1 pseudogene is annotated in these 256 nt (G+C 74.2%); it reads left to right on the top strand.

Annotation, left to right across the window (positions count from 1 at the left end):
* Window positions 1–256 (top strand): annotated as a pseudogene (locus KVT32_RS30660) (iron-containing redox enzyme family protein); the annotation flags it as partial.

The following is a 256-nucleotide window of genomic DNA, read 5'->3' as shown; positions in this document are numbered from 1 at the left end:
CCCGATGTTCCTGAATTCGCCCTCGCCGCGGCCGTTCCGACCCCGGCGGCCACGCCTGCCTGGGACCTGTATTTCACGCTGCCGGCCGACCCGCTCGGCAACCGCCGCGCCGCCGAGGACTTCCTGCGCGCCCAGATCGCCAGCGTACAGGCGATTCCGGCCGACCTGCCGCCGACCCTGGCCCAGCTGCCCGGCTGGGTCCAGGCCCGCACCGACGCGGTCGGCGCCGAATACCGCGACTACCTCGTCGCGCGCA

Origin of the sequence: Achromobacter sp. GbtcB20 (assembly GCF_019091095.1) — a bacterium.
Taxonomy (GTDB): domain Bacteria; phylum Pseudomonadota; class Gammaproteobacteria; order Burkholderiales; family Burkholderiaceae_B; genus Achromobacter; species Achromobacter mucicolens.
Note: the sequence above shows the minus strand (reverse complement) of the source record. Positions and strands in the feature narration are given on the sequence as shown.